At 45.0% G+C, this 26,229-nt stretch carries 20 protein-coding genes; 16 read left to right on the top strand and 4 right to left on the bottom strand.

Annotation, left to right across the window (positions count from 1 at the left end; genetic code table 11):
* Positions 1 to 28: 28 nt before the first annotated feature.
* The 7 genes from trpC to ABW391_RS15545 all read left to right on the top strand — a co-directional run bounded on the left by trpC (position 29) and on the right by ABW391_RS15545 (position 8,744).
* Positions 29 to 832: an indole-3-glycerol phosphate synthase TrpC gene (trpC, locus tag ABW391_RS15575; RefSeq protein WP_353482814.1), complete on the top strand. Its 804-nt coding sequence runs from the start codon at positions 29 to 31 to the stop codon at positions 830 to 832.
* Positions 829 to 1,488: a phosphoribosylanthranilate isomerase gene (locus ABW391_RS15570; RefSeq protein ID WP_353482813.1), complete on the top strand. Its 660-nt coding sequence runs from the start codon at positions 829 to 831 to the stop codon at positions 1,486 to 1,488. Before trpC ends, ABW391_RS15570 begins: the two co-directional genes overlap by 4 nt.
* A gap of 5 nt (positions 1,489 to 1,493) precedes the next feature.
* A complete protein-coding gene (trpB, locus tag ABW391_RS15565; protein WP_502916331.1) occupies positions 1,494 to 2,666 on the top strand; it encodes a tryptophan synthase subunit beta in 1,173 nt (390 codons plus the stop codon).
* A 111-nt stretch (positions 2,667 to 2,777) separates the two neighbouring features.
* Positions 2,778 to 3,551 carry a tryptophan synthase subunit alpha gene (gene trpA / locus ABW391_RS15560; RefSeq protein WP_353482812.1) on the top strand — a complete coding sequence of 258 codons (774 nt, stop codon included), beginning with the start codon at positions 2,778 to 2,780 and terminating at the stop codon, positions 3,549 to 3,551.
* A gap of 48 nt (positions 3,552 to 3,599) precedes the next feature.
* A complete protein-coding gene (locus tag ABW391_RS15555; protein WP_353482811.1) occupies positions 3,600 to 4,931 on the top strand; it encodes a Zn-dependent hydrolase in 1,332 nt (443 codons plus the stop codon).
* A gap of 59 nt (positions 4,932 to 4,990) precedes the next feature.
* Complete coding sequence (locus ABW391_RS15550) at positions 4,991 to 7,435, top strand: ATP-binding protein (RefSeq protein WP_353482810.1); 2,445 nt, start codon at positions 4,991 to 4,993, stop codon at positions 7,433 to 7,435.
* A 37-nt stretch (positions 7,436 to 7,472) separates the two neighbouring features.
* The gene (locus tag ABW391_RS15545) at positions 7,473 to 8,744 is read left to right on the top strand and encodes an NRAMP family divalent metal transporter (RefSeq protein WP_353482809.1); all 1,272 of its coding nucleotides are present in this window, start codon (positions 7,473 to 7,475) and stop codon (positions 8,742 to 8,744) included.
* Positions 8,745 to 8,822: 78 nt separating this feature from the next.
* Here ABW391_RS15545 and ABW391_RS15540 read toward each other — a convergent pair whose 3' ends face one another.
* Positions 8,823 to 10,364 carry a glucuronyl esterase domain-containing protein gene (locus ABW391_RS15540; protein WP_353482808.1) on the bottom strand — a complete coding sequence of 514 codons (1,542 nt, stop codon included), beginning with the start codon at positions 10,362 to 10,364 and terminating at the stop codon, positions 8,823 to 8,825.
* 231 nt (positions 10,365 to 10,595) lie between these two features.
* On the opposite strand from ABW391_RS15540, the gene ABW391_RS15535 reads away from it, so the two are divergent.
* Both ABW391_RS15535 and ABW391_RS15530 read left to right on the top strand, forming a co-directional pair.
* Complete coding sequence (locus ABW391_RS15535) at positions 10,596 to 12,113, top strand: AAA family ATPase (protein ID WP_353482807.1); 1,518 nt, start codon at positions 10,596 to 10,598, stop codon at positions 12,111 to 12,113.
* A 111-nt stretch (positions 12,114 to 12,224) separates the two neighbouring features.
* Positions 12,225 to 12,581 (top strand): bleomycin resistance protein, encoded by a 357-nt coding sequence (locus ABW391_RS15530; protein ID WP_353482806.1) that lies wholly within the window; start codon positions 12,225 to 12,227, stop codon positions 12,579 to 12,581.
* Positions 12,582 to 12,591: 10 nt separating this feature from the next.
* Here the strand turns inward: ABW391_RS15530 and dnaG are convergent, their stop codons facing one another.
* The gene (gene dnaG, locus ABW391_RS15525; protein ID WP_353482805.1) at positions 12,592 to 14,541 is read right to left on the bottom strand and encodes a DNA primase; all 1,950 of its coding nucleotides are present in this window, start codon (positions 14,539 to 14,541) and stop codon (positions 12,592 to 12,594) included.
* A gap of 92 nt (positions 14,542 to 14,633) precedes the next feature.
* Here dnaG and ABW391_RS15520 point away from each other — a divergent pair, with 92 nt between their 5' ends.
* From ABW391_RS15520 to ABW391_RS15505, 4 genes are all read left to right on the top strand, one after another.
* Positions 14,634 to 14,960 carry a hypothetical protein gene (locus ABW391_RS15520; RefSeq protein WP_353482804.1) on the top strand — a complete coding sequence of 109 codons (327 nt, stop codon included), beginning with the start codon at positions 14,634 to 14,636 and terminating at the stop codon, positions 14,958 to 14,960.
* A complete protein-coding gene (locus ABW391_RS15515; RefSeq protein WP_353482803.1) occupies positions 14,957 to 15,370 on the top strand; it encodes an HNH endonuclease in 414 nt (137 codons plus the stop codon). The genes ABW391_RS15520 and ABW391_RS15515 overlap by 4 nt, the downstream gene beginning before the upstream one ends.
* A gap of 23 nt (positions 15,371 to 15,393) precedes the next feature.
* A complete protein-coding gene (locus ABW391_RS15510) occupies positions 15,394 to 16,743 on the top strand; it encodes an ATP-binding cassette domain-containing protein (protein ID WP_353482802.1) in 1,350 nt (449 codons plus the stop codon).
* Positions 16,744 to 16,923: 180 nt separating this feature from the next.
* Positions 16,924 to 17,535 carry a Uma2 family endonuclease gene (locus ABW391_RS15505; protein WP_353482801.1) on the top strand — a complete coding sequence of 204 codons (612 nt, stop codon included), beginning with the start codon at positions 16,924 to 16,926 and terminating at the stop codon, positions 17,533 to 17,535.
* 39 nt (positions 17,536 to 17,574) lie between these two features.
* On the opposite strand, the gene ABW391_RS15500 is transcribed toward ABW391_RS15505, so the two are convergent.
* Positions 17,575 to 18,318, bottom strand: a complete 744-nt coding sequence (locus ABW391_RS15500) for a fibrobacter succinogenes major paralogous domain-containing protein (protein ID WP_353482800.1) — start codon at positions 18,316 to 18,318, stop codon at positions 17,575 to 17,577.
* 157 nt (positions 18,319 to 18,475) lie between these two features.
* Positions 18,476 to 20,017 (bottom strand): carboxylesterase/lipase family protein, encoded by a 1,542-nt coding sequence (locus tag ABW391_RS15495; RefSeq protein WP_353482799.1) that lies wholly within the window; start codon positions 20,015 to 20,017, stop codon positions 18,476 to 18,478.
* A 98-nt stretch (positions 20,018 to 20,115) separates the two neighbouring features.
* Between ABW391_RS15495 and ABW391_RS15490 the strand changes: the two genes are divergently transcribed.
* The 3 genes from ABW391_RS15490 to ABW391_RS15480 form a co-directional block, all read left to right on the top strand.
* Positions 20,116 to 21,339: an MFS transporter gene (locus tag ABW391_RS15490; protein WP_353482798.1), complete on the top strand. Its 1,224-nt coding sequence runs from the start codon at positions 20,116 to 20,118 to the stop codon at positions 21,337 to 21,339.
* Positions 21,340 to 21,877: 538 nt separating this feature from the next.
* Positions 21,878 to 22,570, top strand: a complete 693-nt coding sequence (locus ABW391_RS15485) for a choice-of-anchor E domain-containing protein (protein ID WP_353482797.1) — start codon at positions 21,878 to 21,880, stop codon at positions 22,568 to 22,570.
* A 52-nt stretch (positions 22,571 to 22,622) separates the two neighbouring features.
* Positions 22,623 to 26,229: hypothetical protein (locus ABW391_RS15480; protein ID WP_353482796.1), on the top strand; the 3,607-nt coding region annotated here is incomplete at its 3' end.

Raw genomic sequence — 26,229 nt, 5'->3', positions numbered from 1 at the left:
CGCATCTCTACGGTAAAAACCGAAAAGAATGAACATTCTCGACAAAATAGTTGCCCAGAAGCACATCGAAATAGCAGAACGCAGTGCCCGCACGCCCATCAAGGTGCTGGAGCAAAGCCCCTATTTTGAGCGACCGACCTATTCCCTGCGCGAATCCTTGCTGAATCCCGCACGAACAGGAATCATCGCGGAATTCAAACGCCGCTCGCCATCCAAAGGCGACATCAATACCAGCGCTAATGTGGCTACGGTGACCAAAGGGTACGCCGATGCTGGCGCTTCCGGCTTGTCGATCCTAACCGATGAGCAGTTTTTTGGCGGCAGTAGCGCTGATCTCAAGGCTGGACGCGACGCCAACCAGATTCCAGTGTTGCGCAAAGACTTTATGGTGCACGACTATCAGGTATTTGAAGCCCGGGCCATGGGTGCCGACGTGATCCTTTTGATCGCCGAATGCCTGGAAGCAGATCAGTTGCGCAGTTTGGCCAAAACCGCCAAATCGCTGGGGCTGGAAGTGCTGATGGAAATTCACTCCGGGGATCAATTGGCCAAACTGTGTCCAGAAGTAGACGTAGTAGGGGTTAACAACCGCAACCTGAAGAATTTCCACGTGAGTGTACAAACCTCCATCGATCTTTTTGACCAAATCCCTGCTGAATTTCTGAAAATTTCGGAAAGCGGAATCAACAATCCGCAAACCATTCATGAATTGAAACAGGTGGGTTTTCAAGGATTTTTGATCGGAGAATATTTCATGAGTGATGCGCAGCCGCAGTTGCGTTTCGCCGAATTTGTGGAACAAATAAAAACGCTCGAAACCCAAACCTTATGAGAGTCAAAGTATGCGGCATGCGCGATCCGGAAAACATTGAAGCCCTGAGTCAAGTACCCATTGACTTCATTGGTTTCATATTTTATCCGCTTTCGCCTCGTTTTGCGGCAGCCAATAAAAAACTGGAGAAATGGTTGGCCAAAGAATCGCCTGCTGCCTTGAAAAGCATTGCCCGCGTGGGCGTGTTTGTCAACGCTGAGCTCGAAGATTTGCTCAACCGCATTCACGATTACGAGTTGGACTACATCCAGTTGCACGGCACAGAAAGTTATGAGTATTGCAAAGAACTCTTTAGTTTGTGGGAATTCAGCAGCATCCGACGGGCTTCCATCATCAAGGCATTCAGCATAGACGCCAAGTTTAACTTTGATACCGTAAAAGATTACGAGCCTTACTGCAAGTATTTCTTGTTTGATACCAAAGGGGCTTCTTTTGGCGGCAACGGCGAGCAGTTTGACTGGAGTTTGCTGGAAAAATACCAGGGCGATGTTCCATTTTTGCTCAGCGGTGGCATTTCCGAAGATTCGGCGACAGCCATCAAACAACTCAAGCATCCGAAGCTGGCGGGCGTAGACATCAACAGCAAGTTTGAAACCGCCCCCGGAATCAAAGACATTGCTTCAATTCATCGATTTATTCAAGAACTCAATCAATAACCATCATGATAGCGGTAGACGAAAAAGGATATTATGGCGAATTTGGTGGCGCGTACATCCCGGAGATGCTCTGGCCCAATGTGCAGGAGTTGCGCGAAAACTACCTGAGTATCGCCTCAGAGCCCGAGTTTCAGCGGGAGTTTCAATCGCTCTTGCGCGATTTTGTAGGACGCCCTACCCCACTCTACCTGGCGCAGCGCCTTTCGGAGCATTACGGGGTAACCATCTACCTCAAGCGCGAAGACCTGTGCCACACCGGTGCACACAAAATCAACAATACCATCGGGCAAATCCTGCTGGCCAAACGCCTGGGCAAAACCCGCATCATTGCTGAAACCGGAGCAGGACAGCACGGGGTAGCCACAGCCACGGTATGTGCACTCATGGGACTTCCATGCATCGTATACATGGGCGAAGTGGACATCGAACGCCAGGCTCCCAACGTAGCCCGCATGAAGATGCTGGGTGCCGAAGTACGCCCAGCTACCAGTGGTAGTAAAACCCTCAAGGACGCTACCAACGAGGCCATCAGAGATTGGATCAACAACCCGGTGGATACGCATTACATCATCGGCTCGGTAGTTGGTCCACACCCCTACCCCGACATGGTAGCCCGCTTCCAATCGGTGATCAGCGAAGAAATCAAGTGGCAGTTGGAAGAACATACCGGCAAAGACCATCCCGATGCCGTGATTGCCTGTGTAGGTGGTGGCAGCAATGCTGCGGGTGCGTTTTACCACTTCCTCAACGATGATCGGGTGCGCCTGATCGCAGTAGAAGCGGCTGGAGAAGGCATCTACAGTGGCAGAAGTGCGGCGACGAGTGTGTTGGGCACCAGAGGAGTCATCCACGGCAGCCGAACGCTCTTGATGCAAACGGCAGATGGACAAATTGTAGAGCCACACTCTATCTCCGCTGGATTAGATTATCCCGGCATTGGCCCGATGCACGCGCACCTGATCAGCAGTGGCCGCGCAGAAGCCATCAGCATCACCGATGAAGAATCGTTGGAGGCGGCGTTTTTCCTATCCCGTCGGGAAGGCATTATTCCGGCGTTGGAAACGGCGCACGCCATTTCGGCCCTTCGGGTAATGAAGTACCAGCCAACGGATGTCATTGTATTGTGTTTGTCGGGCCGAGGAGATAAGGATCTATCTACCTACATGAAATACCTTTAACATTCAATAGCCAATATCCAATACTCAATATCCAATGTCCAACTTGGAGGTAAGTCCAGATGGAGAAAATGGGTGTAGAGTATTGGAAAGCTGGGTAGAAATTTTGCTTCCATGAATCGCATAGAAAAACTGTTCCAAACTAAGGACAAAAACGTACTCAACATATACTTCACTGCGGGCTACCCGGGAGTGAACGATACTGAAGAAATCATTCTCTCCCTTGAAAAAGCCGGCGTGGATTTGGTGGAAGTGGGCATGCCTTACTCCGACCCACTCGCCGACGGCCCCACCATTCAGGAGAGTGGCACTGCTGCCCTGGAAAATGGCATGACCTTGCCACTGCTGTTTGAACAACTGGCGGCAGTGCGCAAAAAAACCGAAATGCCCATGATCATGATGGGCTATTTCAACCAGGTGATGCAGTACGGCGAACGCGCTTTTTTTGAGAAGGCAGCCGAAGTGGGCGTCGATGGATTGATTTTGCCGGATTTGCCCTTATTCGAGTACGAAACGTATTTCAAAGACATCGTGGAATCACTGGGGCTGGCGGTAAGCTTCTTGATCACGCCCCAAACCGAACCTGAGCGCATTCGCAAAATCGATGAGTTGACGCATGGTTTCATCTACATAGTGTCGAGTTCGTCCATCACGGGCGCCAAAAGCGACATCACCGATACCCAACTGGCCTACTTCAACCGCATCAACGACATGCAGTTGAAAAACAAGTGTCTGATCGGGTTTGGGATTTCAAACCACGAAACCTTTGCAACGGCTTGCCAGTATGCCAATGGGGCGATTATCGGGAGTGCGTACATCAAGGCACTGACCCACAATCCAAAGGTGGCAGATAGTACGTCGGAGTTTGTGAAGATGGTGTTGGGGTAATCTTGTCGAAAATAATGCCTTTATAATTTAACCAATGTCTGCTCAATCATGCAAAGAAGAACCTTTTTAAGAACCGCCTCTTTTACTGCTTTGGGCTTGAGTGCCTTGGTAGGATCAGACACATATAGCAAAAGCTTTTTTTTCGGCAACAACCTAAAAGTAAACGAACAACGAATTGCCAATCGCATTATGGAATTGGCCAAATTTGGCGTGGACGATAAGGGGCGTGGTTACAGGGTGGCCTATACCAAAGGGGATATCGAAGGGCGAGCCTGGTTTATGGAACAGATGAAAAAAGCCGGACTTGAGCCAGTTATTGATGCAGCAGGCAACATCATTGGCAAACGCAAAGGCAATAACCCAGCACTCAAACCCATCGCCTTTGGTTCGCACATTGACATGGTTCCAGATGGTGGAAACTACGATGGTACTTTGGGCTCCATCGGCGCATTGGAAGTAATCGAGGTATTCAATGAGCAAAAAGTGATTACAGAACACCCCTTGGAAGTCATCATTTTTGCCAATGAAGAAGGCGGGACGATAGGGAGTATGGCCATGGCTGGACATTTAACGGCAGAAGGACTACAGCAAAAAAGCCAGAGTGGGTTAACCATGGCCGAAGGCATCAGAGCCATTGGAGGTAACCCTGACAATATTCAATCCTGCATCCGAAAAAAAGGAGACCTCCGTGCCTGGATTGAATTGCACATCGAACAAGGCGGAATTTTAGAAAAAGAAACCATCCAAATTGGCGTGGTGGAAGGTATTGTGGGCATTGTGCACTGGATCGTTACCGTAGAAGGTTTTGCCAACCATGCTGGCACCACCCCAATGAACATGCGGCGGGATGCACTGTTGGCAGCGTCCAAATTTATCCTTGCCGTAAATGAAGTGGCGAACAGTGTAAAAGGAAATCAGGTGGCCACTGTGGGTAAAATGGCCCTACAACCGGGTGCGTACAATGTCATTCCTGGCAAAGTAGAGTTAGGTCTAGAGATTCGTGATTTATCCAGCGATAAAATTGAAATGCTCTTTACGGAAATGGAGAAACGAGCAGCAGCGATTGCTCGGGAAACCAAAACAAAAATCAGTTTCGAGCGGCAGGCCAATGCTGCCCTGCCTGCATTGACCAATAAAACCTTGCAGCAAACGATCAACACCTCTGCAAAAGAGCTGGGCTTTACGACCAAGTTTATGCAGAGTGGCGCCGGACATGATTCGCAGGAAATAGCCAAAATTGCACCAGTAGCCATGATCTTTATTCCCAGCGTTGGTGGCATCAGTCATTCACCCAAAGAATTTTCAACCCCAAAAGATATGGCCAATGGTGCAAATGTGCTATTGCAGAGTATCTTGGCGGTGGATAAGGATAAAAACTAAGTTGGATTTTAGTCTTTTTGACAAGATCAAAATTTCATTTGTTTGAAATCTAAAAACACATGGATACAAATTACTATATAAAGATATTCGAGCAATCTTCAGAATTGTTGGTAGTGATCGATACCAACTTTGCTATAGTAGCTGCATCCGACGCATTTTTAAAATCCACATCGACTGTAAGAGAAAATATAGTAGGGTGTGCCATTTTTGAGGTATTTCCGGATAATCCTGATGATGAAACCGCAAACGGGAAAAGTAAGGTTCTCGATTCTTTTAACCGGGTGCTTAAAAATAAAACACCTGATACATTAGCGGTTGTAAAATACGATATTCCTAAACCCGAATTGGAGGGTGGTGGGTTTGAAGTGAAATATTGGCAGGGGATTAACTCGCCATTACTGGATGAGCAGCACAATGTGAAGTATATTATTCAACGAATTGAGGATGTCACAGAAAATAAAGCACTGATCACCCAACTTGAGTTTGAGAAAAAGGCATTGAAGCAGATTGAAGACAGCGAAAAGCGATACAACATGATCCTCATGAAATCGCCTTTTGGTTTTGCCGTTTTAAAAGGTAAAAACATGGTGATTACGCTTGTCAATGAGAGCATTAAAACATTTTGGGGCAAAGGTCAGGACGTCGAAGGAAAGCCATTGTTTGAGTTGATACCTGAACTTAAAGATTCCGCATTTCCGGGTTTGCTTGAAAAGGTGTACACCACCGGCATTCCCTTTTACGGAGATGAACTTCTTGCTCCGGTTTTGCGCAATGGAAAACAGGAAGATGTGTATTTTAATTTTATTTACCAACCCTATCTGGAAGCAGATGAGACCATTTCTGGTGTTACAGTTATTGCTTACGAAGTAACCGCTAAGGTGAGCGTAAAAAAAGCATTAGAAGCGCAGCACGCGGCAGAACAAAAAGCATTGAGGAAAATAGAAGAAAGCAATAAACGCTTTCACATGATGCTCATGGAATCGCCATTTGCTTTTTCTATCATGAAGGGAAAAGATATGGTGATTACACTTGCTAACGATCTGATGAAAGAGTTTTGGGGAAAAGGAACGAATGTGGAAGGTAAAGCCTTATTGCAATTTTTACCTGAACTTGAATTTCAGCCATTCCCTGCTATGCTTGATAAAGTTTATACCACAGGCATTCCTGTTTACGCAAATGAGATTCTGGCAAAGTTAAATCACAATGGCAAAGTAAAAAATCGGTATTTTAATATTGTTTACCAACCTTATTTTGAAGCAGATGAAACTATTTCGGGAGTCACTACTATTGCGCATGATGTAACCGCTCAGGTAAAAGCAAAAAATAAATTGACAGAAGCAAAAGACGTTGCGGAACAAAAAACCAAAACAGCAGAAGAGGTAGTAAAAGCAAAACAGCAATTTTTGTCAACCATGAGCCATGAGATCCGTACACCTTTGAATTCTATCATCGGATTTACAAATGTGGTATTAAAAACAGATTTAAGCATAAAACAAAAAGAATATATAAACGCCATTAAAGTATCTGGAGATGCTTTGATCGTTTTAATTAATGATATACTTGATATTGCTAAAGTGGACGCAGGAAAAATGACCTTTGAACAAACCCCATTTGCATTATCCACTTCAATTTCTGCAGCACTTCATTTATTTGAACCCAAAATCCAGGAAAAAAACCTAGAATTGATTGAAAAATATGATTCTGCTATTCCAGAAGTTTTATTAGGCGACTCGATACGCTTGCGTCAAATAATTTTAAACCTATTGAGCAATGCCGTAAAGTTTACCGATCAAGGAAAAATAACCGTAAGTGTTCGCATGCTCAAAGAAGAGGCAGACAATGTAACCATAGAATTTTCTGTAACTGATACAGGGATCGGAATTCCTGAAAATAAACTAGAGCATATTTTTGGCGACTTTCAACAAGCAACCAACGAAACCTCCAGATTTTATGGAGGAACAGGCTTAGGGTTGTCTATCGTTAAGCAATTAATAGAGCTGCAAGGTGGAACCCTCTTTGTAAATAGCAAACCAGGAAAAGGGTCAACTTTTGGCTTCATTTTGAATTTTAAGAAAGCCATTGCAGAAATACCAGGAACTGATAAAGGAGTAGAATTAGATGAGAAAATTGAAAACATCAGGATATTGGTTGCAGAGGACATGACATTGAATCAACTTTTAATAAAGATAATTTTAAATGATTTTGGCTTTTATGTAGATATTGCAGACAATGGAAAAATTGCCATCGAAAAGCTGCAAGAAAACAACTATGATATTATTCTGATGGATCTGCAAATGCCTGAACTGAATGGCTTTGAAGCCACAGAGCATATTCGCAGCAACATGAATGCTCAAATCCCGATCATTGCCCTTACCGCTGATGTCACCACAGTTGATGTTGAAAAATGTAGAGCCGTTGGAATGGATGATTACATATCCAAACCGGTAGATGAAAAATTATTGTATAGCAAAATCATTAAGTATATAAAAAAATCAATTGAGTAGCTTGTTTTAAACAACCAATAGGTTCTAACTTTAAAAAATGATAAAAAAGAAAACAGTATTGTCTAAGCTGCTGAGTAGCTGGAAAAAGCTGGGACCAGGGCTTGTAACCGGTGCAAGTGACGATGATCCATCTGGCATTGCAACTTATTCTCAGGCAGGAGCTGCATTTGGACTTGCAACCTTATGGACTGCCATCATCGCTTTTCCGCTGATGGCTTCAATTCAGCAGATGTGCGCAAGAATTGGATTGGTCACCTCACAAGGTTTGACAGGAACCCTTAAAAAACACTATCCCAAACCTATTTTGTACCTGATGCTGTTGTTTAGCTTTCCTGCCATTGTATTGAATATTGGTGCGGACATTGCAGGCATGGGGGCGGTAGGAAATCTGCTATTCCCTTCCATTGATGCGAATTATTTTAGTGTAATTTTTACAATTATTTTGTTGGGCCTAATCATTTATTTACCCTATCAAAGAATTGCATCGGTTTTAAAGTATTTGTGCATCGTTATGTTGGTTTATTTTGTTGTCCCCTTTTTGTACAAACAAGATCTTGCTGAAATTCTTAAAGCGACATTTATTCCAACCCTAAAATTCGATAAGAACTTTATTGCCATCATAGTAGGCATCCTGGGTACCACCATTTCACCGTATCTTTTCTTTTGGCAAGCATCGGTAGAGGTGGAAGAAATGAAAAACAAAAGGAAACATTTGATCGTAAACAAAAAAATCATCCATGAAATAAATCAGGATGTAGATTTTGGAATGACCGTTTCTGGTTTTGTGATGTATTTCATCATTTTGACCACAGGCACTGTTTTATTTAAAGCAGGTGTTCATCAAATTGATACCGTTGAGCAAGCGGCTATGGCCTTAAAACCATTGGCTGGAAACCTGGCTTATCTCCTTTTTGCCATTGGAGTGATCGGAACAGGGCTGATTGCCATTCCAGTGTTGAGTGGTTCAATTTCTTACATCATTACCGAAACTTTTGGCTGGGAACAAGGGCTTGACAAGAAATTTCATGAAGCAAAAGCATTTTATGTCATCATTGCTATTTCATTGATACTTGGGTTATCATTAAATTATGTAGGCATTACTCCAATTCAGTCTTTAATTTATACCGCCATCCTTTATGGACTAACTGCTCCTGTCCTGATTGCAATCATCCTGCACATTTCAAACAACAAAAAAATAATGGGGAAAAACGTGAACGGAAGAACCACTAATATTCTTGGGTTTTTGGCATTGATCATAATGACGGTTGCTGCTGTAGCTTTAATGTATCTGCAATTTTCAGGCAAGTAAAACTAAACGGCAGGCTATGATTGCAAAAAAAATTACAGCAATCAGTTTATAGGCCAATTGCTGTAAACGTATCAGCCCCTATTGACCATCCTTCCGCTCGTATTTCAAAAACTTCGTCGCCCAGGGGATAAAGTATTTAAAATTGGGGGCATCAGTGTGGCCACCATCGTGCTGCCGCCAGGCCAATTCCCCGTTCAACATATCGGTCAACATCGGTGGCATTTTTTCAGTGGTGTAGTCATTTGAAACGCCCAAATCTTTTGCACCCAAGAGTTTGAATACAGCTCCAGCAGCAATGGTAGCCAGGTAACTGCCTTTTTGATCAAGCCAGCGCGAGTCTCCTTTTTCGGGGATACCGTAACTGATAAAGGTTAGTCGCGGGGCACAAAGCGCGATCAACTCATGCGAATCAACCGACAAATCGCAGCCTGTTTTTTTGCCAAAAGGAGATTCTTCCGCGCTGTACTTCAGGTAATTTCCGGCCATCCAGTGGTATTCGCCGCTGCCAGTCAGGTTTTCAACGGATTCCCCAAAAAAGCGGCGGTGCAAGGTCGCGCCCCCTTTGCCCGAAGAACCAATCAACCCCAAAGCAAAACGCGTTTCAAAAGCCTGAGCTACCAAGGCAGCTTTTCCGTAACGAGACACGCCCTCAATGCCTACCTTTTTGGCATCAACCAAAGGGTCGGTTTCCAGATAATCGAGTCCACGAGCTGCCCCCCAGGCCCAGGCCCGCAAGGCACCCCAGTCTTCGGGTTTGCGCGGCTGCCCTTTATTGACCAATCCAATGATGCCTCTGGTCAATCCGGCACCATTGTCGGCCTGAATGCTGGCCGGATCGATGGTCACATAGCCCCAACCCGCGGCGAGCAACTGTTCGGTGGAAGGCAGATCGCCCGCAGGTGGTGGCGCAAAAAAGTTGGGAGCTGGTAATCTGGTAATGGGCTGATAGGCCGGGTATTTTTCAAAAATGGCTTTCATCTCCGGGTTCGTATTGATCATCATTTCTTTGAAAGTGGTGTTGATTTTTTCCATGTCATCAGGCGACGGTTGAGCAGGTGCAGGAAAAGCGGGGCGTCCATACATCATCAATACAGGTACTGGGCCTTTGACATTGGTTGGTACTACGAGGATCATGTTGATGTTCACGCTGATCAGGGGATAGGCAGTGTTGTCTGCTGTACCGATGATTTGTTTGGCAATCACTGGCGTGCGGCCTACGAATTCCCGATCGGTGACTTTAACTACCCAGGTTACTTTGGGTACATTTTTCGGAATGCGGCCATACACTTCCTTTTCAAACGCTTCAAGGAGTTCCGGCCTGCGCTGGTTCCACCATTGTTCTGCTGTCGTTACTTTTTTGCCATTTTGGGTGGTTAATGCATCAGGCAATTTGGGGCAGGGGTCGGCCAATGCTTCATCATAATTGGCGTGGTTAGGATCCGTTTCGTTGCCACTGTAGCCGGGCCTAAGTTTGGTGATGCCCAGCTGTTGTTTCATGTTGTCATGATCCTGCTGGGTAGTAAAAGTGACTTGCGGAGGGTATTCACTGGCGTCAACTTGGGCCAGCAGGCTTTGGGTAAGGCATACCCAAAGCAGCAGCAATAGTGTTTTTGTTTGCATGTTTATAGTTTTAGGTGAAGGTAAAAACAATGGGCTGGATAGCAAAGATTGGATGCTGGTCTGTCAAAGGAATCTCCTATCTTTGTATTCAAGTTTGACGCAAAAAATTATTTCCCGATTTTTTTGAAGGGCTTTTGAATAGGAAGCCCACTTGAAATGAACCGTTCGACTTCCTATTCAAAACCCAAAATCGGGAAGTTAATTTTTCTGCGTTACTAAACTACATCGATCATGCGTCAATTCAACACCTCTGGGCCAAACAATCCCAACAAGCACTATACCTTGTTGCGGGAGCGTTTGATTCAACAAGGTTTGAATTTTGTACATGACGAACGGTATTTCACCATTTGGGCACCTCGTCAAACTGGCAAAAGCACCTACTTTTTACTCCTCAAGGCGCAGTTGGAACTTGAAGGGTATACGGTAATGCACCTCAATCTGGAGAATTTCCAGAACTGCACCCTCGATGATTTGTTCAAGCGATTTCAACAGGAGTTTGCCCAGGTTGGGATACAAATGCCTGAATTGGAGACCTTTGCCAGTTTTTCCAATTTTTTTTCTTCCATTGAGGAACGTAAAATCGTACTGATCTGTGACGAAGTAGAAGGCTTAAACCCTGCTTTGTTCGGGCAGTTTTTACATACCATTCGCAACCTGTATCACTTCCGCGAACGAAATGCCCTGAAAAGTACCATTCTGGTTGGAGTAAGCAATATTGTAGGGCTAGCCGAAGACAATGCCAGTCCATTCAACATCGCTGAAACCTTGAATATTCCTTATTTTACAGATGAAGAAACCTGTGCATTGCTCGCTCAGCATGAAGCAGAAACCCAGCAATTTTTTGAACGCAAGGTTGTTGAAAAAATCAGCGAAACTACCGCCAATCAACCTGGTTTGGTAAATGGATTTGCCTATCAATTGGTACAACGCTTCCCCCAAAAAACAACCATTGCATATGCCGATTACCTGGAAGTAGAAAATTGGTACCTCAACGAGGCAATTGATAAAAATTTTGCCAACATCCTTCGGCACGCTAAAGAACACCGTGATTTTTTAGAGACTTTATTGTTTACCGAACAAGATATTCCATTCAAGATTGATCGGGAAGCCATCAAGGTCTTGCATACCAACGGTTTGATCCGCAATAGTGCCGATGGCCTGGTCGAGTTTTGGGTACCCTATTACAAAAAACGCTTGTACAACGCGCTTTACCCTTATACCAATGGTGAAAAAGGACGCATCAGCGGAAATCTGTACGCACCCGAATTTTTTACAGCTGACGGCAGCTTGAATATCGAAAAACTGATCGATGCCTACAAGCAGTATGCAAAACGTCGAGGTTTTGGAGTATTTCGAGAAAAAGACGCATCTGGACAATACACCTCCATCAAAGAAGCGGGTCTGATTTACAGTTTCGAAACCTTTATTGCCGCTTTTGTGGCAGAAGCAGAAGGCAAAAGTTACCGCGAAGCGAATACTGGATTAGGCAAAAGTGATTTGATTCTGAACATTCGCAATCAGGAATTTTTGATAGAAACCAAAAAATATTATTCGCCCAATAAATTTTTGAAAGGAAAGGAACAATTGGCGCATTATGCTACAAGTTTGGGCTTAAAACAAGCTGTTTACCTCGTTTTTACCCCCAATCACTTGCAGTACCCACAGGTTGTGGTTGAAGGCAAAGAAGTGATCAAGGAAGTGGAGGTATTGACCTTTTTGGTAAAGTATGACGAAGAGAAAGATTTTTGAATGCAGGTTCATTTTTGTCAAACATTTGAGCATAGGGTTGTACAAAAACAAGCAAATAAAAATAAAAAATAGTATCTTTAGCCTTGATCAAACAAAATAAATAAGTCAACCATGCTTACCAACATCAGCCCTAAGCTGCCTATGCGCAATAAGCCCATAACCAGAGACTTCTACCTGAACAAACTCGGCTTCAAGGAATTCGGTAGTGCAGATTTCGATGGTTACCTGATGGTACAGAAAGACAGCATTCAAATCCATTTTTTTGAGTTTAAAGCACTTGACCCAAAGGAAAACTATGGGCAAGTATACATCCGTACAGATAACATCGACGAGTGGTACCAATTGGCGTTGGACAAAAATGTTGGCATCCCCACAGCCGGACATCTGCAAAGCAAACCTTGGCAACAAAAGGAATTTTCCTTGCTTGACCCTGATCACAATTTGCTCACTTTTGGTCAGGCTTTGTGATGAACCGTTGTCACTTCACCACCACCGTCCCCAACTCCCCCGCCAATTGATTGCGCATTACTTTCAATTTTTGATCCAACTTGATCAAAGAAAACAGGCGATCCGTGTCCTGAGGGTCGATGGCCTTCATTTTGGCGTGGTTTTCAGCGATGATGCGGCCGAGTTTGCGCAATTTCAAGCGCTTTACGGCCAGCTCAGCGTCTTTGTTGAAATTCTCCTCTGGTTTGCGCTGATTGAGGAATACCTCGTGTTTTTTCTCCCAGTTTTCGCTGAATTCGTATGGGCTTGTCAGTACTGTGGCTGCCAATTGGCGCACCTCAGGGTCGCTGTGGTTGATGAAGTAAGGCACTGATATGTCTTCCCCCAGGTTGACCCTCTGGATGACATCCACTACTACCCTTTTGTACAAGCTGCTGTCAAAATAATCGATCACATCCTCAATGTTGATCCATACGTATTGGGCTACGGTAGTATTGTGTTTTTGATCAAACCAGGCTCCACCCGCACTGATGAGGATGCGGGCAATGTCCTTTTCCTGGAATTCGTCGCCAACGCTAAGTTCCGGTTCCGGCATGACCTGAGCTGCGGTATTTCGCAGCTCTTCATTGGCGTACGAAGCATCTTTTTCAGGAAGGGAAACACCATCCAAAGCCTGGTATTTTTCCAGATCTCGGCGCAAAAGTTTGTTGACTTCAAAAATCATGCGCCCTTCATCCACCCCCAGCACCTGGCGCGTAACCTTGACGTATTCGTCGCGGCGCAAGGGGTTTTTGATTTTGGAAATGGTATTCGCAATTTGTCCCAATACCGATGCCCGCCGCGTAGGGTCATCGCCAGCCTCCTTGAGCAAGAGTTCGGTTTCAAACTGTACGATGTCTTTGCCCTTGTCTTTAAGGTAAGCCAGGAAAGCTTCGGAACCAACCTTTTGGATGTACGAGTCGGGGTCTTCTCCATCGGGCAGCAGCACCAGGCGCACGTTCATGTCTTCGGCCAAGGCCAAATCCAATCCACGCAAGGCCGCTTTGATGCCCGCTGCATCTCCATCGTAAATGATTTTGATGTTGTTGGTAAAGCGTTTGATCAGCCGGATTTGATCAGGAGTCAGGGATGTGCCGGAAGACGCAACCACGTTTTCGATCCCGGCCTGGTGCAAAGAAATTACGTCGGTATAACCTTCTACTAACAAACATTCATCGAATTGGCGGATGGCTTTTTTGGCAAAAAAGATGCCGTACAAGACTTTGCTCTTGTAGTAAATTTCCGTTTCCGGCGAGTTGATGTACTTGGGCTGCTTGGGGTCTTTGGCCATAATCCGCCCGGCAAACGCGATGGTCTTACCCGTCAGGTTGTGGATGGAAAACATGACCCGATCGCGGAAAAAATCGCGCTCGTATTGGGTCACCAGGCCCAGTTTTTTCAGTAACTCAGCGTTGTAGCCGCGCAATTTGCCTGCCCGCAGGAGGGCGTCCATATCGTTTTGAGCAAAGCCCAATCCAAATTTTTGGATGGTTTCTTCCCGAAATCCGCGCTGTTTGAAGTATGAAAGGCCGATATTGCGGCCTTTGTCGGTATCGAAAAGTTGAGTCTGAAAAAATTCCTGGGCAAATTGATTGACCAGGTACAAGCTATCGATGGCCTGTTGTTCCTGGCGCTGTTGGTCTGAAGATTCCGTTTCCTCCAGTTCAATGCGGTACTTTCTGGCCAGGTATTTCACTGCTTCCGGGTACGAGAGCTGCTCGTGCTCCATCACAAAAGTGATTGGATCACCCGCTTTGCCGCAACCAAAACACTTGAAGATATTGCGTGCCGGATTGACGTTGAACGAAGGCGATTTTTCGTTGTGAAAAGGGCATAGCCCGGTATAGTTTGCCCCGCGCCGCTTGAGGTTCACAAAATCGCCAACTACTTCTTCTATTTTCGCCGCGTCGTTTACTTCCTGGATAGACTTTGGTAGAATCAAATCTGGGTTGTTTTAATACACATGATACGCCAATTTTCAGATAAATTTGGCACTTTTACAAGGATTAATGATTTTGACAAGCCAATAAAACATTGGCAATTGATCAAGAAAAGACAATTAGTGTTGATTACTCAAGCCATTTAGATTATATTTGTACAAATACTTTAAGTATGATCAGTGTCAACAGTGCCTATGATAGTTTAGCCGATTTCATGGCAGCCTTAGATCCTGTGAAGGTTCTTGCGTTTCATGCTCCAGACAATTTGCAGGATCGAGTAGAAGATTTACTCGAAAAAAAAGCCGATGAGGGGCTTTTGGAAGAAGAACAAGCGGAATTGGATCATTACCTCATTTATGAACACATTGTACGCTTGGCAAAATCACGGGCTCGGCTGCTGCTTTCAAAAGCTAGCGCATGAGTAAAAAGATTCCGGACATTTTAAGACGACAGGTTGCGATTAGGGCTAATTATCGATGTGAATACTGCCGTAGGCCAGAAGTGGATTCTTTTATTCGCTATCAGTCAGACCACATCATTAGTAGAAAACACGGTGGAAAAACAGAATTGGAGAATCTGGCACATACTTGCCCTACCTGTAACAATGCAAAAGGCAGTGATATTGCTACGATTCTAGAGAACGAAAATGAGCTGATTCGCTTTTTCAATCCCAGAAGAGACACCTGGGATGATCATTTTGAAGTATCAATTCAAGGAGAAATCAATCCAAAAACCGAAATTGCAACGGCCACAATCAAAATACTCAAATTGAATGAAATCAATAGAATTTTAGAGCGAGTAGACTTGATTGAAGCAGGATTATTTCCCTGAAAGCTTTCAAACAAACCAAACGAATGCCGCTCATTGCACTGAAAAACTTAAATGTAGGGGAAAATTTCCTCAGCCTCGACTTTCTCCCCCAGCACCTTTACGAAATCACTGGCCCCAATGGCTGCGGCAAATCCTACCTGGCTCGGGTACTCTGCGGAAAGGTATTCAACAAAGACAATGTAACCCGTAACCTGAGCCTGACCGAAATCTCCTACACCGATTTCACTGCCGATGGCTCGGTTTTTCAATACGCCAGTTCGTATTACCAAGAGCGCTACCAAAGCGGGGCAAGGGTAGAATCCATCAAAGTCATCGATTTTTTGAAACTGCAGCAAGCCGATCCAGAAACTGCTGATTTTGCGCAACGGATTTTGCCATCCAAACTCTTGAATCAGGAAATGATCGAACTATCGAGTGGCGAAACCCGAAAAGTACTGATTGCCAAAACCCTGCTCAAACCTGCCCTGGTTTACATCTTAGACAATCCATTTACGGGGCTGGATGCGCAATCAGCAAGTGAGTTATCCGATTTTTTGCGCCATTTTCATACAAGCCGGGGCTGTTGTTTGGTGGTACTGACCGTCAAGCCCCATTTTGAATCCGCAGAAGATGTCCTGCGCATTGATTTGCAGCCGTTTGCTTCGCGCAGCGGATCAACAGTTGGGGCAACGCTCCCTGATTTTTCAGCGCCTGTGGCCAACTTCGAGCGCGTTTTTGACATCCGCAATGCCCAGATTCGCGCAGGAGAAAAAGTCCTCTTGAGCGATGTCAATTGGTGCATACGCAAAGGCGAAAAATGGTTGCTGCAAGGCCCCAATGGTTCTGGCAAAACCACCCTGACCAGCCTGATGTATGCCGACAACCCCAATGCCTACGCGCAGGATTTGGTGGTTTTTGACAAAAAACGGGGTTCTGGCGAAAGCATCTGGCAGATCAAGGCACGGATCGGTTTTGTTTCGCCCGAAATTCAAAACTTCTGGCCGCAAAGCGCTAAAGTGATCGAGGTGATTCGCTCTGGATTGAGTGGTACGCAGGTTTTGGTGCGCCGCATCCAACCCGCCGAGCAAGAGCACATTGAGGCATTGTTGTTGGCATTGGGACTTAGCCCTTTCCGTGAATTGAATCTGGGGCAGCTTTCTGCGGGAGAGAAAAAACTGGTGATGATTGCGCGGGCATTGGCGCACAATCCACCTGTCTTGATTCTGGATGAGCCGTTTCAAGGTTTGGATGAGGAAAAGATTGGGTTGGTGCAACGCCTTTTTACGCAATTGGCTGGGCCTGAGCGGACTTTACTGCAAATCGCCCATGAAGAGTCCGAGATATTGGCTTGTATTGAAAGCAGAGCGACCATAGCAAATGGGTACTTAGTCTGACGCAAAAAATTACTTCCCGATTTTTTTAGAGGCTTTTGAATAGGAAGCTCACTTGAAATGAACCGTTCGACTTCCTATTCAAAACCCAAAATCGGAAAGTTAATTTTTCTGCGTTGCTTATCTGTTCATTAGACTTTACAATCTCCTGATTATTCTTTATTTTTGGAAAAATTGTTGCAGATGATCACCATTGATGACCAACCCAAAAACGTCAAAGGGGGGAAAAGAACCTATAGTTTGGAACAGTACCTTGAAAAAGAATTGCAGGCTGTTCAGAAACACGAATTTTTTAATGGCAAAATAATCCTAATGTCAGGGGGTACTTATAATCACAATAAAATTGCAACCAATGTCATCAGTTTGATTGACCAATTGATTGACCTCCAAAACTTAAATTTCAACGTATTAAACAGTGATCAAAAGATATACATTGAACAAGAAAACATAGCTGTTTATCCAGATGCTTTGGTCATATTTGATGAACCACAATATTGGAAAAACCGAAAAGACTTGATCACAAATCCAATGGTCATCGTTGAGGTTTTGTCTAAAAGCACTCTGCGATATGACCGGGGAGAAAAGTTTATACTGTATCAAAATTTAGAAAGCTTTAAAGAATATGTGCTGATTGATCAAAATCAGGCTCATGCTGAAATTTGGTATCGTATTGCATTGAATACCTGGCAAAAAACGACTGTTTCTGGCCTGGATCAAATGGTAAACATCCGTTCAATGGGGATTGAATTGAATCTTAAGGACGTTTACAAAAAAATAGACTTCGAAAATGGTTAAGAGCTTGTTCGGGATTCTGATCAGAATCCCGAACAAGCTCTAATCTTGCATGCAGCGAACACAAAAACCAAAATTCTTGCTTCCATAAAACTCGAAGGAATAATCGTAATTCCCCAAATCGCGGTACCAGGCTTTATTGGCATCCTTCTCCGTGATCAGCCACCATTCGGTAAGGCCTCCCAGGTTAAAATAGCTGGCGTCTTCTCCACTGCGCAAACCAGTAGGCAAGCCCGTAAATCCACTGCTGTTGCTACCTCCGGTATTGTTGGCCCAGTGGCCAGTGCCCGATTCTTTCAATTTCTTTCCGGCTTCGCTACCACCCAAAAACGTCATCAGTGTTTGCGCTTCAGTTTGGGTAGGTACGTGCCAGCCCAAGGGACATATTTTGCGGCTGTCTCCAACTACGTACCAATTGTAAAACCGGCCAAAAGTGGCGATACTGTCTTTGTCATTGGAGTTTTTGTAGGTACAATAGGCACCAGTTGTCACTTTTAGCCATTCTGCGTCACCTTTGACATTGGGAATAGGGTCGCCATTGCGGTAATGTACGGCACGAAGGTTTTCTGCCATCCAGGTTTGGGTACCAATTTTGATGGTCTTGTATACATTTCCATCCTGATCGGTGAGGGTTCCATAGGTGAGTTCTGGATTAAACTGAGCTGAACTTTTACCAGTCACGTTTGCAACTGGAGTTACGTCATCGGTTTTTTGGCAGCTGTTCAGGCTAAACAGAATTGAGGCAAAGACAACCAAGCAAAAGTTTGCTTCTTTCAGGCTTTTCATAGGATTCAAAAGTTAAAACCCCTACTTACTTACGGCATCGGGATTCCGCGGTGTTTTTTGACACAGCATAAAAAAACTGTGCGCTTTACAAATACAGGTGTTTGTAAAGCGCACTTTGTTCCGGTTTTTATTAAAAAAATGTCTTGATGACTTAAATTCAATGCACCAATGCTTCCATAAAATTGATTTCCTGCTGAAACAAACCTGGTTTTGGAACTACTGGATCTCCCAGTTCCATAATGGTTCTGGTCTTGGATTCATACGCCTTCCAAACCGGAAGTCCTGGCCCGTTTGGATCTCCGTTTTTGGCAAAATTCACCCAGTATTGCGTCATGATTTTTTCCATATCGTAATCCGCTTTTCGCCACGGACGTTTCCACAAATGGAGCGTATGCAGTGCAAAAGGCACTTCAGAAGTATGGAAAGCTCCATAATTGGGGAAATCGGGCTTGTCTACTGGCACATGGCTGAACTGATACAAAAAGGAGGGCATGCTGTTGGTTGTGGCCATCACGTGCGAGCTAAGTACAGCAAAAGAAATCAGCCCTTGCTTGAGTGCTGACCTACCAGCCTCTGCATCGGAATTGGCCGGAAACAAGGCCAAAAAAGCATCCAGCTTGTCGCCATAGACTTTCTTGCTGTTGTCTTTGAATTGCTGCGCGGTGGTATTTTGCCCTGCTGCGAGATTTCCATCCCCGGTTACCCAACCCGTCAGGATGGGAATCTGGTTTTGTTTTTGCCGCTTGAAATAATTGTACAAATCGGTAGGCAACACGTATTCATCACTCACTGGACCAAAACTTCCCCAAGGAATGGTAGCTGCAATTTTGAGTACCTCTTCTGCTGATTTTTGGCGTAACTCTGCCAGGTTACTCACGCCTGCATTTTTCATAAACAGTTGCCCTGTCTTTTCAGCGTCGGGCAAACTCTTGATCCGTCCAGGATTGAACAAGCCGCCACTTTGGGGAATTGCCCGATGAAACAAGCCTTTAGCCAAAGGCGAAGCAATCAGGGCATTGACGGCAAAAGACCCCGCCGATTGCCCAGCAATGGTGACGTTGTTGGGGTCGCCACCAAATGCGGTGATGTTCTTTTTGATCCACTGCAATGCTGCAATTTGATCCTGTAAAGCGTAGTTGCCAGAAGCACTGTGTCCCGATTCTTTGCTCAACTCGGGGTGTGCCAAAAATCCAAAAGCGCCCAAACGGTAATTGATGCTGACGAAAACCAGGCCTTTTTGCGCCATGGCATCTCCGTCGTACACCGCGCAGGTGCTGGCCCCGGAAGTAAAGCCGCCCCCGTGAATCCACACGAAAACCGGGCGTTTTTCTTTGCTGGATTTGGCCGAAGTCCAGACATTGAGGTATAAACAATCTTCACTAAGCGGCTTGGGTGGCGCAATAAATTCCTCTGTCCACATCATGAAGGGTACTGGGTCGGCCTGCATGGCACTGGCCGGAAAGGTAGTGCAAGCTTTAATGCCTTGCCAATTTTGCACAGGCTGCGGTGCTTTCCAGCGCAGATCGCCAATGGGTGGTGCAGCAAAGGGAACACCCAGAAAGGAGCGCACGCTTCCTTTTTGGAGACCAGCAATTAGGCCATTTTCGGTTTTGACAGGCTTGCCTTGCGCAAAAGAGGTCTGACCAAAAGTCAAACTGCAACAAAGAATGAAAAACATCTGGAGGTAGGTACGGTACATGAACATAATTTTATTTTTATTTGTGCTTGCGATGTGTGTTAAGTGATTCAACCACTTAATCTCATGGATTGCCTAAAAATATACATTATCCTCGTCAGATGAGCAAAAATTCCACCAGCCTTTTCCAGCTTGCCGTTGTGGTTAGCGCATTGGGCTTCTTTGTAGATGTATACGACTTGTTACTGTTTGCCATTATCCGCAAACCCAGTTTGACCGACCTGGGCTTGAGCCCCGCCGAAATCCTATCTCAAGGCGAATACCTGATCAGCGTGCAAATGATTGGTTTGTTGTTGGGAGGCATTTTATTCGGCATCATCGGCGACAAACGAGGCCGTTTGAGCGTGTTGTTCGGGTCGATTTTGATGTATTCCATCGCCAATATCCTCAATGGTATGGTGGTGAATGTCAATCAATACGCGATTTTGCGTTTCATAGCGGGCATTGGTTTAGCGGGTGAATTGGGCGCTGGAGTGACGTTGGTAAGCGAACTTTTGCCCAAAGAAAAACGCAGCGTAGCCACCGGATTCATCGCTGGATTTGGCATTTTCGGTGTAGTGTTTGCCTTTATACTCAGTCGTTTTTTTGATTGGCGGACATGCTATTTCATTGGTGGTGTATTGGGCATTGGCTTACTGATCATGCGGGTAAGCGTAAGCGAAAGCCATCTGTTTGCCCAAATCAAGCAAAGTTCCGTCCAACGGGGCAACTTCCTGATGTTTTTCACCAATCGGCAGCGCTTCCTTAAATACCTGCAATGCGTACTGATCGGCTTGCCCGTTTGGTACATCATCGGGATTCTGGTTACTTTCTCCGACCAATTTGGGCAGGCCATGGGCATCAAAGACATCGATCCTGCCAAAGCCATTCTGTTTCTATACACCGCTGTGGCCTTTGGCGATTTTTCGGTGGGATGGCTGAGCGAATACCTGAAAAGCCGCAAAAAGACCTTTTTCATCTTTGTGAGCATCGCCATCGTGTTTTGTGTGTTGTATTTTTTACAAAATGGCGGCACAGCCAACACCTTTTACCTGATTTGCGCAGGAATGGGTTTTGGAGCTGGTTTCAATGTAGTGTACATCACCATGGGCGTAGAGCAGTTTGGTACCAATTTGCGGGCTTCGGCGGCCATCAGTATACCCAATATGGTAAGAGGATCTCTTCCATTGATCCTTTGGTTGTTCAAATCCTTGCGCACCAGCTCCGGCGATTACCTGACCGGAGCCTGGATCACCGGAGCGATTCTTTTTGGACTGGCCATTTGGGCAGCCTGGTTCATGGAAGAGACCTATGGGAAAGATTTGGATTTTTTGGAAAACAATTGAGAACCAACAATTTTCTGTCTTTTGTCTATTTCTACAAGTTAACCCGAGTTAGGGACGGATTTTTAATAGCAGTCAATTTCTAAATCTTGACTTTTTTTTATATTTGTGCTTTATTTTTAAAAAATTGTTTCTACCTTTGTTGTGTGGAATATTGAGACGAAGTACATTGTTTAATATTTTTTTCTCCCTTTGTACAAATTTCCCCCTATCTATCTTGATGAACACCTTGATTACAATTTAAATCTACACTGTAAAACATTGATTGGCATTGATTGATTTATGCACTAGTATTTACATGGTGTGTTATCAATATTTTTTTTCTATTGAAGTGTTGTAACTTCTTTAGCATAGTTTATTATTTCAAAGTATTGTGTTTTCTACTTGGAATGCTGTAATCAACAAGACAATTTCTCTTTAAAGCCTATGGCTTTTTATGGGTAAAAAGATATAACTGTATGAAGGCAGCCCTTCATAATAGCTATTGTAGTTATTTTTTAAGTAAAAATTTGGTAATCAGTTAACTAACAAATCTTTTCTCATGAAAACAACCAACGGCTCGCTCCTTCATGGAAGCGAATGGTTAGACTATTGCCTAAATCTAACCGTGATGTGCCGAAAGAGAAATCCAAGCAAGGGGTTGAAGTATTTGCTTCCAATCTTTGCCATTTTCTTTCTTACATCTACCTCTCCCAACACCTTATCTACTAATCATTTACCTGCAAAAGCTCAACGTAGACAATCAATTGCATCATTTCAAACAAGTGAAGTTTGTAATGAAACAATGATTAAGGTCAACAATGAAACCGTTCAGCTGGAGCTTCCCAAATTCGATCCTAACTTGGGTACTTTGACCAAAGTTGAGGTGACCACTGACTGTACCATGATGGGTGAAGTTGGGGAAAATGAAGTAACCGATAGTGAATATCAACTGCTACTCAACATCAATTTGCGCAGCCAACTTCCCGGCCAAGCGCATACGATCGGCACCATCAGCAAAAATTACCGCAAGAAAATTAGGGAGACCTCTATACAAGCAAGTAGTTTTCAAGAAAAATTTGAAGCAATCAAGCAGGTTAATGAAATCATCACTTCCAATCTGAATGCATTAGTTGGGTCGGGGAATGTAGCTATTCCTTTGATTGTAGATGGATTGGTCAATTACCAGGATGCCAAATCCAAGATTTCTTCAAATTTAAAAGTGAAGGTTTGCCTCAAGTATATCTATGAATAATACTTGATTTATAATTTTTTATTTCTAGTACTGAACACATCATAATCACTTTATGAAAAAATTTTACACCTACCTCCAATTGGGGATCTGGCTGCTTATTGCGCTAGCTATGCCTCAAATTGGATCAACTCAAAGTTGCACGGTCACTCCAATTGACATCAGAGAGAAGACCGATTGGACAACCAATTGCGCTCGAACCGTTGAAGAGTGCGATTTCACCAATGGTCCCTTATGCAACAATACTGGCAGCTCAAACTGGCTGCTCCTGGATCAAAAAAACTACTGTATTCCCAAACCGGCTTGCAATGCCGTTGGCTTTGATAAGATTTTAGTGACTCAGGGGCTTGAGGGCACTTGGACCGTAAAAAATATCGGTTCAGGCACTCAAAATACCCGTGTAAGGCTAGAAGGTTGCATCAAAACTTGGGTGAACAATATTGCTTTCACCCCGCTTACGCCTAACGTATTTACAGGGTTAATCTCTCTGGCTCCAGGTCAAGAACAAAGTGGAACTTTTGTCCCTCAAACTTCTACTGTGGAGTTTGGAGGAAATTACACAGATTTATTTGCGGCTACTTGTAGCGGAAATGTGTGTTTTGAAGGATTGGCGGATGGGTTCACATCACTGACCATTAGCAGCGGAAACTTACAAGCCATCACCAGTGTAACCGGTTCACTTAAAGCCTGCGTTACTTACCGTTCTTTTGACTGGAACGTTACCGGAACCGAAGCAGCCTGCGAAACGAGTTCGGATGGAAAAGTTTTTGTGAATTTTACCCCTGCACCAGGAACAGTGGCCAGCGACTACGAAATTCGCGTAGGCAACGGCGGAGCATGGACCGTAAGTCAAGCAGCAGTAAGTGGTGCCAATACCATCAGCGGCTTGCCAGCGGGAAGTTATACCGTTGCAGTGGTCTACAAGCCGCTCGCCAATAGTGTTATTCCTAGTAATGATGCAACTTGCGGATATTGCAAAGCAAGTGTCACCATTGCTTCAGCTACCGCTACCCTCAGCTGTTCATCCGATCCTGATTGTCCTGGTGGTTCTGCCGATGGTTCGGTAACGGTAGCTGTAGGAGGAAATCCCGGTACCGTTACTTACAACTGGGGCGGTGGCAATACCAATGCCACACTCAGCAATTTGTTGCCTGGTAATTATACGGTAACGGTAACCTATGGCCCTAACGGCAAATGTAGCAAAACGACTACTTGTACGGTTGTGGCTGCTCCCGGCGTAGATTTTACCGTCACGCCCACCAACGTCGTGTGTAACGGAGCAAACAATGGAACCATTGTGGTCGATCCAACTTCTGGAACGGCCAATTATACCATTAGTGTAACGGGGCAGACCAATAAACCCAGTAATGGTGCTGCAGTAACCTATAATAACTTAGCGCCTGGCGATTACACCATTACGGTGACGGATGCTAACGGTTGTTCAACCCAAAAAATGGTTACGATCACCCAACCCAATCCCGTTTCCATCACCTGTGCCAGTGTGAACACCTCCTGCAAAGGTTTGTCCGAGGGCAAAATCAGGGTAACGGGTGTGACCAGCGATGTGGGTGGGCCTTATAAAGTAAGTGTGGATCAAATTGCCGGCGGGAACAACGACATTGCCGAGTCCGTGCAATCCATTCCTTATGAAGCTACGGTGGGTACAGGGACTTACGTCATTACAGTCAAAGACAAAAACGACTGTATTGCGCGTTGTACCACCATCGTAAAAGATGGTTTCACTCCTGCAATTAATTGTGTAGTAACTCAAATTGCCTGCTTTGGCGGCAAGGGTACCATCACAGCTACAGCAAGTGGCAAAGATGCTGATGGCAATCCAGTAGTCAGTACTTTTGACTATGTACTTTCTGGTTCCGCTTCGGCAAGCAATAATACGGGCATATTTACCGGACTCAGTGCAGGAACGTATACCGTAACCGCAACCAAAACTGGTAATGTAGGTTGCTCAGTGGCTTGTACAGGAAATATCATCGTTGAACCTGCCCAGTTGTCCTGCACCATAACAGGTAATAGCACCGTATGTCCTAATGCAAAAATCAGCTTTAGCGGCCCCGCTGGAATGACAAATTATGTATGGACTGTAGTAGGTGCAACTTTCACTGGTCAGGGTACTTCTAGCATTGAAGTTACTGCACCTGCTAGCGGAAGTTTTGAGGTGAAATTGACTACTAAAAAGATCAGTTCCGTTGACAATACTACCCTTTGTGAAAGTGGCGAGTGTACCAAAACGGTGAATGTAACCGTACCAACTTGTCCGGTAATTGCGCCAAAAACCGTTTGCGCGGGTACTCAAAATGTGGAGTACGATGCAGTAAGCGGTTATACCAATATCGTTTGGTCTACCAGTAACTCCCAAATCAGCATTGCGTCTGGTCAGGGTACGCACAAAGTGAGGTTTAATGTAGCCAAAACAGCCGCGGGACCTTATACCATCACTTTCACTGCCAGGCAAAATGGATGTCCGGTTACTTGTGAATATACACTTACTGTTGACCCATTGCCAAGTGTAGTGTTGACACCAGAGCAACCCGTTTGCCGGAATCCACCTACTGGCAAAATTACCGCTGTGGCCAGTGGGGGTACTGGACCTTATGTGTTTGTGATCCGTCAGGGTGCCGCCAATGGCCCCGTCATTACGCCAATCATTACCAATCTAACCACTACAGGCCTGACTTATAATGGCTTGGCAGAAGGAACCTACTACATTACTGTAACTGACAATAAAGGTTGTTCTTCTGATCCATCGGTACAAATCCTCGCCGTTACCAATCCCTTGGACTTCACACTTACTTTAGATTGTAGCAATCAAGTAGCTGGCAACGTAGTCGTTAATTTGACCAATATAACGGGTGGTGCCACTGCGCCTATTGGGTATGAATACCAGGTAAATGGTACTGCTGGTACCTGGATTAACCTGATCTTGGGCAATCCAATTATCTTTCTTCCCGTCAATAGTGGCAATTACACCATCTACCTCCGGGAACAGGGTGTAAACACGGGTTGTGATCCAGCGTCAAAAGTGATCAACACCACCTGCTGTATGTTGGCAGGCGTTTGTAAATTGACTGTACCCGCTCCATTGACAGGTTGTGATCGCAGTGGCATTCCGGCTGCCAAAACCAACCCAACTGATGTATTCAGTGGGGTGACTTTTTGTACAGAAGCCAGAATCAAGGTGACCACTACCGATGGGGGTTCCTTATGCGGTGGCGGTTTAACCCGCACCTATACTTATGTACTGTACGATGATGTAATTGACAATAATATTTTTGACACGGGTGAGCCTTTCATTGCTGGAACTTGTGCGGAAACGTATACGGTTACCCCTCCACCGGTGGTAATCAATTGCCCAGCAAACAATTTGACCATTCCGGCTTGTACTACGAATGCGGCAGCTCAAACCCTGTTGGACAACTACAAAGCGCAGTTCTCCTTCACCGGCGGTTGCAATGCTGTTCCTAGTTTCTCAGCAGTTGTTTTACCCAACCCTTGTACAGGCGGCACGGTGAGCCTTACCTATACAGTGACAAGCGATTGTGATACCAAGACCTGCACCAAGTCGATCATCCGCACGGTCAATCCAAGCATCACCTTGAATTGTGCGGACAATGTCAACATTACGACTTGTAAAACTCAGACGG

The sequence above is a fragment of the Haliscomenobacter sp. genome, assembly GCF_040403615.1.
In the GTDB taxonomy this organism is placed as follows: domain Bacteria; phylum Bacteroidota; class Bacteroidia; order Chitinophagales; family Saprospiraceae; genus Haliscomenobacter.
The sequence above is the reverse complement of the archived record's forward strand: the minus strand, read 5'-3'. Positions and strand labels throughout refer to the sequence as shown.

Excerpts from the sequence above, each read along its gene's own strand:
- trpC (WP_353482814.1), top strand. The coding sequence starts at position 29 with ATGAACATTCTCGACAAAATAGTTGCCCAGAAGCACATCGAAATAGCA.
- ABW391_RS15570 (WP_353482813.1), top strand. The coding sequence starts at position 829 with ATGAGAGTCAAAGTATGCGGCATGCGCGATCCGGAAAACATTGAAGCC.
- trpB (WP_502916331.1), top strand. The coding sequence starts at position 1,494 with ATGATAGCGGTAGACGAAAAAGGATATTATGGCGAATTTGGTGGCGCG.
- trpA (WP_353482812.1), top strand. The coding sequence starts at position 2,778 with ATGAATCGCATAGAAAAACTGTTCCAAACTAAGGACAAAAACGTACTC.
- ABW391_RS15555 (WP_353482811.1), top strand. The coding sequence starts at position 3,600 with ATGCAAAGAAGAACCTTTTTAAGAACCGCCTCTTTTACTGCTTTGGGC.
- ABW391_RS15550 (WP_353482810.1), top strand. The coding sequence starts at position 4,991 with ATGGATACAAATTACTATATAAAGATATTCGAGCAATCTTCAGAATTG.
- ABW391_RS15545 (WP_353482809.1), top strand. The coding sequence starts at position 7,473 with ATGATAAAAAAGAAAACAGTATTGTCTAAGCTGCTGAGTAGCTGGAAA.
- ABW391_RS15540 (WP_353482808.1), bottom strand. The coding sequence starts at position 10,364 with ATGCAAACAAAAACACTATTGCTGCTGCTTTGGGTATGCCTTACCCAA.
- ABW391_RS15535 (WP_353482807.1), top strand. The coding sequence starts at position 10,596 with ATGCGTCAATTCAACACCTCTGGGCCAAACAATCCCAACAAGCACTAT.
- ABW391_RS15530 (WP_353482806.1), top strand. The coding sequence starts at position 12,225 with ATGCTTACCAACATCAGCCCTAAGCTGCCTATGCGCAATAAGCCCATA.
- ABW391_RS15515 (WP_353482803.1), top strand. The coding sequence starts at position 14,957 with ATGAGTAAAAAGATTCCGGACATTTTAAGACGACAGGTTGCGATTAGG.
- ABW391_RS15510 (WP_353482802.1), top strand. The coding sequence starts at position 15,394 with ATGCCGCTCATTGCACTGAAAAACTTAAATGTAGGGGAAAATTTCCTC.
- ABW391_RS15505 (WP_353482801.1), top strand. The coding sequence starts at position 16,924 with ATGATCACCATTGATGACCAACCCAAAAACGTCAAAGGGGGGAAAAGA.
- ABW391_RS15500 (WP_353482800.1), bottom strand. The coding sequence starts at position 18,318 with ATGAAAAGCCTGAAAGAAGCAAACTTTTGCTTGGTTGTCTTTGCCTCA.
- ABW391_RS15495 (WP_353482799.1), bottom strand. The coding sequence starts at position 20,017 with ATGTACCGTACCTACCTCCAGATGTTTTTCATTCTTTGTTGCAGTTTG.
- ABW391_RS15490 (WP_353482798.1), top strand. The coding sequence starts at position 20,116 with ATGAGCAAAAATTCCACCAGCCTTTTCCAGCTTGCCGTTGTGGTTAGC.
- ABW391_RS15485 (WP_353482797.1), top strand. The coding sequence starts at position 21,878 with ATGAAAACAACCAACGGCTCGCTCCTTCATGGAAGCGAATGGTTAGAC.